The organism is Halomonas sp., assembly GCF_014859505.1.
Classification (GTDB): Bacteria; Pseudomonadota; Gammaproteobacteria; order Pseudomonadales; family Halomonadaceae; genus Halomonas.
Genome location: NZ_JACUUD010000211.1, coordinates 1 through 3084 on the forward strand (window position 1 = coordinate 1; position 3084 = coordinate 3084).

Consider the following 3084-nt stretch of genomic DNA (forward strand, 5'->3'; position numbering starts at 1 on the left):
GAGCCCCGGATTGTGGCTCCGGTGGTCGTGGGTTCGATCCCCATCATCCACCCCATTTCGACAGATGTTTCAAGGCAGTGGTGGATGTAGCTCAGTGGTAGAGCCCCGGATTGTGGCTCCGGTGGTCGTGGGTTCGATCCCCATCATCCACCCCACTCCTTGACGCCTTCCCGATCAATCTTGCTCAGTTTATTGCTATCGATCCCGACGCGGGCTCTCCGAGCCGGCGACTTTGTCGTTTCCGGTCCATGGCGTCCGTTATCGGATGCCCCGGCCGAATGGCTCTTGCAATAGCGCGTGAAGTCCCCATCTATTGGGCATGGCGCTTGCCAGTGCCGGGCGGGATTCATAAAATCCCCCCTTGATCCTTTCACTCTTCAACACAACGCCCCCAGTCGGTAGAGGACATTTCATGCAAGTTTCCGTCGATACGACCTCCCAGATCGAACGCCGCATCACCCTTCAGGTGCCGGCCGCAGAGATCGACGAGGCCGTCAATGCCCGTCTCAAGGATGCCGCCAAGAATGTTCGCATCGACGGCTTCCGCAAGGGCAAGGTGCCGATGTCGGTGATCCGGCAGCGCTACGGCCACGACGTGCGCAACGAGGTGGTGGGCGAAGTGATGCGCGAGCGCTATGTGCGCGCCCTTACCGAGAACGAACTCAATCCGGCGGGTTTCCCGCAGATCGAGCCCACCGTCAATGAGGCGGGCAAGGATCTCGAGTTCGTGGCGACCCTGGAGGTCTATCCGGAGTTCGAGCTTTCCTCCATCGAGGGCACCGAGGTCGAGCGCCCGGTGGTCGAGGTGGTCGAGTCCGACGTCGACGAGATGATCGAGACCCTGCGCAAGCAGAACGCCGGATGGGAAGAGGTCGAGCGCGCCGCCGAAGACGGCGACCAGGTGACCCTCGACTTCCAGGGCTTCCTGGGCGACGAGCCTTTCGAGGGCGGCAGCGCCGAGGGTCACAGCCTGGTGCTGGGCTCCGGCAGTTTCATCCCGGGCTTCGAGGAGCAGCTGGTGGGTGCCGTGGCTGGCGAGGAGAAGGAGATCAAGGTCACCTTTCCCGCGGACTACCAGGCCGAGCATCTGGCCGGTCAGGAAGCCACCTTCAAGGTCAAGCTTCACGCCGTGAAGGGCCAGGCCCTGCCCGAGGTGGATGCCGAGTTCATCAAGAAGTTCGGTGTCGATGACGGTGATCTCGACAGGTTCCGCGCCGAGGTCGGGAAGAACATGACCCGCGAGGCAGAGCAGGCCGTCGACAACCGTGTCAAGCAGCAGGTGCTGACCGCGCTGCAGAAGGCCAACGAGATCCCGGTGCCGCAGTCGCTGATCCAGCAGGAGACCGACGGCCTCAAACGCCAGGCGGCCCAGCAGTTTGGCTTGGGCGAGGACTTCGACGTCTCCCAGCTGCCCAACGAGCTGTTCGCCGAACAGGCCAGGAGCCGCGTGCAGGTCGGCCTGCTGCTGGCCGAGGTGATCAAGTCCGGTGAGCTCGACGCCACCGACGACGAGATCCGCGCCAAGGTCGAGGAGCTCGCCGAGCAGTACCAGGAGCCGTCCCAGGTGGTCGAGTACTACATGGGCAACGACCAGATGAAGACCCAGGTCAAGTCTGCCATCCTCGAAGAGAAGGCCGTCGACAAGCTGCTCGAGCAGGCCAATGTCAAGGATGTCAGCATGACCTACCAGGAGGTCCTGGCCGCTGCCCAGCAGCAGGCCGAGGCCGACGCGGAGGAGACCGAGGAAGAGGGTCAGGAAGAGAACAAGGCCTGATCTCCTTCATCTCCTTTCGGCGGGCGCGCCGACGATCGGCGCGCCCGCCCAACCGCTTCCATTCTTCGGATGCAAGGACATCACACTGATGAGCAACGAGTTCGAGATCCACAACGCCGGCGGCCTGGTGCCGATGGTGGTCGAGCAGAGCGCACGCGGCGAGCGGGCCTATGACATCTATTCCCGCCTGCTCAAGGAGCGTGTGATTTTCCTGGTGGGTCCGGTGGAAGATTACATGGCCAACCTGATCGTCGCCCAACTGCTGTTCCTGGAATCCGAGAATCCGGACAAGGACATCCACCTCTACATCAACTCGCCTGGAGGCGGCGTCACGGCAGGCATGTCGATCTACGACACCATGCAGTTCATCAAGCCCGACGTCTCTACCGTGTGTATCGGTCAGGCGGCGAGCATGGGGGCCTTCCTGCTGGCCGGCGGTGCGGCGGGCAAGCGCTTCTGCCTGCCCAACTCGCGGATGATGATCCATCAGCCGCTGGGGGGCTACCAGGGCCAGGCCTCGGATATCGAGATCCACACCCGTGAGATCCTCGGCATCCGCGACAAGCTCAACTCGATTCTGGCCCACCACACCGGCCAGGACATCGACATCATCGCGCGGGATACCGACCGCGACAACTTCATGAATGGCGTGCAGGCGGCCGAGTATGGCCTGATCGATGTGGTGCTGGATAAGCGGCCCACATCCTGATAGCGTGATTTTTATCACGCCCTGACAGCGTTCTCCGGCAGCCTGTGCTGCCGATGTGAGCCCGGCCGGGCGCCATGGGCGCCGGGCCAATTGAGAAGAGGTATGCGAATGGCCGACGGCAAAGGCAAGGACGAAGGCGGCAAGCTGCTCTACTGCTCGTTCTGCGGCAAGAATCAGAACGAGGTACGCAAGCTGATTGCCGGCCCGTCCGTCTATATCTGCGATGAGTGTGTCGACCTCTGCAATGACATCATTCGCGAGGAGGTGCTCGATGCCGATGCCGAGACCGACGAGGAGCGTCTGCCGACTCCTCGCGAGATACGTCACACCCTCGACGACTATGTGATCGGTCAGGACCGCGCCAAGATGGTGCTGTCGGTAGCCGTCTACAATCACTACAAGCGTCTGCGCTCCGAGGTCAGGAAGGATGATGTGGAGCTCGGCAAGTCCAACATCCTGCTGATCGGACCCACCGGCAGCGGCAAGACCCTGCTGGCCGAGACTCTGGCGCGGCTGCTCAACGTGCCCTTCACCATCGCCGACGCGACCACGCTGACCGAGGCCGGCTACGTGGGCGAGGATGTCGAGAACATCATCCAGA

Annotated in this window: 3 protein-coding genes and 1 tRNA gene; all 4 read left to right on the forward strand. The window is 62.5% G+C overall.

The window, feature by feature from the left end; translation table 11 throughout:
- The first annotated feature begins 80 nt into the window (after positions 1–80).
- Positions 81–155: transfer RNA gene (locus IBX53_RS15475), tRNA-His, on the forward strand.
- Between the two features lie 257 nt (positions 156–412).
- A complete protein-coding gene (gene tig, locus IBX53_RS15480; RefSeq protein ID WP_290911076.1) occupies positions 413–1774 on the forward strand; it encodes a trigger factor in 1362 nt (453 codons plus the stop codon).
- A gap of 88 nt (positions 1775–1862) precedes the next feature.
- Positions 1863–2483 (forward strand): ATP-dependent Clp endopeptidase proteolytic subunit ClpP, encoded by a 621-nt coding sequence (gene clpP, locus IBX53_RS15485; RefSeq protein ID WP_290911082.1) that lies wholly within the window; start codon positions 1863–1865, stop codon positions 2481–2483.
- A 108-nt stretch (positions 2484–2591) separates the two neighbouring features.
- The coding region (locus tag IBX53_RS15490) for a ClpX C4-type zinc finger protein (protein WP_290911085.1) at positions 2592–3084 on the forward strand (493 nt) is incomplete at its 3' end.

Coding starts and splice junctions, on each gene's coding strand:
- tig (WP_290911076.1), top strand. CDS start 413: ATGCAAGTTTCCGTCGATACGACCTCCCAGATCGAACGCCGCATCACC.
- clpP (WP_290911082.1), top strand. CDS start 1,863: ATGAGCAACGAGTTCGAGATCCACAACGCCGGCGGCCTGGTGCCGATG.